This window comes from Neolewinella lacunae (genome assembly GCF_014349155.1).
In the GTDB taxonomy this organism is placed as follows: domain Bacteria; phylum Bacteroidota; class Bacteroidia; order Chitinophagales; family Saprospiraceae; genus Neolewinella; species Neolewinella lacunae.
Genome location: NZ_JACSIT010000064.1, coordinates 1 through 3,092 on the forward strand (window position 1 = coordinate 1; position 3,092 = coordinate 3,092).

Genomic DNA, 3,092 nt, shown 5'->3' on the forward strand with positions numbered 1-3,092 from the left:
TTGGCCGGTTAGGTTGCTCCGGAGGTCCAGCGCGCGACAAAATTAAGCCCATGGCCATTTGGGTGGACAGCGGCAGTAGAAATTTGCAAAGATTAAACTGGTAGATTCAGGCGAGGGGGATAATTAGCAAGGCCCCATTGCCTACCACCTAATGGGAAGCAGAAGGATACTCCAATTTCAAGTCTGAGATGTTTTTAAAATACTTTTCTTTTAAGGCCTGATCCTTAGAAGTATCATAGTCTGCTACGCCATTCTTTATACGCAGTTTAAGCATGTCTGGCTGATCCGGAAAAGTTAAAGATATTACCGCGTTCGCCCGGTCAATGGCTGCTTGCAGTTGGGTATCAGTTAGTTTGCCTCTGTTGGTGATGACCCAATCCAGCCAAGCCTTGGTGTAGTTCGCCAAAGCATCTTCATTCAAAAGGCTTTCGTGAAACTCGTAGGCCAGCTCGTCAAGATTAACCTTCCCTTTTGTCAAGGATTCCAGCCGCCGAAAAGCGGCAAAGTTCTCCGCTTCATCCGCTTCCGGTACTCGTCTAGTCTGCATCCGGGCAATGTCTTGTAGTACGATGGCCTCAGTTGCACTGTTGGGCTCTTGGTCGGTTTTTCCTTCAGAGGAAGTACAGCTAAAAAGGATGAGGAAAGAGAAAATGGAAAGTAAGGTCAACTGCTTCATAATTAACTTCTTGGTGCTGCAGTAGCCGGGCAAGCTGTCTCATTGGGCGTGAAGCACAAGCTTATCCGAGATCAACTTGTTATTTCGAACCTTAAGCAGAAGGAAATCACCCTTCCTGAACGACCTGAAAAGCCTTATCTGAAAAGCGGCAGATGTGACGACCATCTTATCAGTTGTATCATAACCAGGATATGATACCAGTATCGTATCGTTTGCCTCAACATTTGATCCTGTTGTCAATACGATTTCTCCTGAAACTAGCTTTTCCACTACATAATTGCTAAAGACCTCACCTGTTCTTCCATCCATTACCGCTAGGCTGAAGCCCAAGTCGTCCTGTAAAGGAAGTATTTCAATTGAAGATTGGTAAGGCTTTAAGATTACCGTTTTATGATTTAGCTCATAAGTTCCCGTAACAGTATCGTTCGCTAGCCCGCCCAAAACTACAAATTCAAAAGACCTTGAACTTGTGTCTATCTGTAAAGAGGTTTTAACACCCTTATCATCGGACAGATATTGATCATGCAAAGCGAGGTGACTAGAGCAGCCGTAGCTGGCGAGGAACATTAAAAGAATATTTGCCGTAAGTTTGATTTTGTTTTTGCTTGCCATTCTTTCGCATGATTGATGCTATTATTCACGAGGAGTTGGTACAAGCACACAAGGGGAAGTGCCGGATAATGGCCGGAAAACTACTCGCGTAGCTTTTGTTTGGGGCCCTTCCCCAAACAACGCGGATGGTCCCGCAGCACGTATTCGTACTTTCAGGTTCCTTCCAAGACTGCGCACCCTTCGTTGTGCATGATGGCCTCAAAGTTTGTTCCGCTGATTTCGATGCCACTAAGATAGTCTTTTCTGGGTTGTCCGGTGGTGGTTTGGGCCAGTTTGTTGCCCCGGCCATCGTAGATAGAGTAAATCGACCAAGATCTTATAAAAAATAAAAGTGCCGAACGACAAAGTCAAGTCCTTGTAAACCTTGACTTCCAGAAGGATAACCTTGTATCTCCAATATCACAAAACCTAGGTTGTTGCACTATAACATAGATCCTAGGCTTTCTCCCATGGCCGCTGAAATAATCTTAGCGAAATAGAGATTGGGTTTTAACAATGGTTGCCATTTTTTACTCTATATTTTGCTGAATTGGCTGGACCAAATCTTAATCACCCACTTTTCAAAAAAAAACGTAAAAAGTCAGTAGTAGTAGGTAAATGCAGTGTGTTGTTGCCGAGTAAATAAAGGTTCTCCCGGGCTTGATCTGCCGACTCCAATGTACTTTCCTTTGTTCAAATCAAGCGTCACCAATTCATTAACGTAGGCGCCTCCGGGAGATTTAACCTGAATTCGTAGGTTGACAACATCTTTGATGGTTATTGAATTATTACCAACTATGCTTTCCTCGTAGTAAAGGTAATGAACAAAGTTAGGAAGTAGGTTCCCAACGCCTTTGTAATAGGAGACTTTGACCCGTGAAAATCCCGTTTCTGGAACAGTCGATATTACCCTTTCAGAGAGTACTTCCACGTTTTCCACCCAGAGTGAAAGAGTACACACTACTCTACATTTTTAGAAAGTGCGAAGCGAGCACTACCTTAGGGGTTAACCACAACTCCAACTCATGCTCACTCCGCAACTGCGTAAATTTACTGACTTGTACGGAAAATACGGTCTTGGTGCTACAAAAAACCTTCACTTGATCTGCCAACTTCTCATTTTGGGAAGAACTTGCAGCCTATGGAAACTCAAGGATTATGTCGGCTTGGCCCTCGACAAACCGCTTGTTCAGCCCGCCAGTCACTATCAGCGATTGATTCGATTTTTCGATGCCTGGCAAGACAACGCTGGCTTTATTCTTGACGTTCAGCGACGAACGCTGAGCCTACTTCGTCGCTTTCGTTTTACTCACTTACTCTTGGATGGTACCAGTTGGAAGCGAGGTCAGCAAAAGTATCACTACATGGTGTTGAGCGTTCTAGTCGGCTCCGTGGCCATCCCCATCTATTGGAAACAACTAGGTAAAATTGGTGCTTCCTCCCAAGCAGAGCGCAAAGCTCTGTTTACTGAAGCGATGAAACATCTCGACCTGAAGGGCATGACGCTGCTTGCTGACCGAGAATATGTCGGCCAAGAATGGTTTAAGTTCCTGATTGACAACAAAATAGAGTTTGTCATCCGACTGAGGTTCGGCGACTTCTACCAAGCTGTAGACGAAGCTCCCGGTAAGACTTATCAGCAGATGTATGACCAGTGCCGGAGTCACGGTAAGTTCTGCCGCAAACGTATAAAGTTGGGTGGACAGTTCTATTTTATATCGATGCGTCCTAATCCTAAAGGGACCGCTGGTGATGAGGTGATCATTTTTCTGACGCGCCTCCGACCGGTCAAGAAGACTGTTGACCAATACATAAAGCGTTGGCG

Annotated in this window: 3 protein-coding genes; 1 reads left to right on the top strand and 2 read right to left on the bottom strand. The window is 45.0% G+C overall.

What is annotated here, in order from left to right; genetic code table 11:
* Positions 1 to 148: 148 nt before the first annotated feature.
* Positions 149 to 676, bottom strand: coding sequence for a hypothetical protein (locus H9S92_RS04085; RefSeq protein ID WP_187465444.1), 528 nt, complete (start codon positions 674 to 676; stop codon positions 149 to 151).
* A 39-nt stretch (positions 677 to 715) separates the two neighbouring features.
* Positions 716 to 1,288: a hypothetical protein gene (locus H9S92_RS04090; RefSeq protein WP_187465445.1), complete on the bottom strand. Its 573-nt coding sequence runs from the start codon at positions 1,286 to 1,288 to the stop codon at positions 716 to 718.
* A gap of 1,004 nt (positions 1,289 to 2,292) precedes the next feature.
* Between H9S92_RS04090 and H9S92_RS04095 the strand changes: the two genes are divergently transcribed.
* The coding region (locus H9S92_RS04095) for a transposase (protein WP_187465446.1) at positions 2,293 to 3,092 on the top strand (800 nt) is incomplete at its 3' end.

What these genes read in the sequence shown, in the direction of transcription:
- H9S92_RS04085 (WP_187465444.1), bottom strand. Translation starts at nt 676, where the DNA reads ATGAAGCAGTTGACCTTACTTTCCATTTTCTCTTTCCTCATCCTTTTT.
- H9S92_RS04090 (WP_187465445.1), bottom strand. Translation starts at nt 1,288, where the DNA reads ATGGCAAGCAAAAACAAAATCAAACTTACGGCAAATATTCTTTTAATG.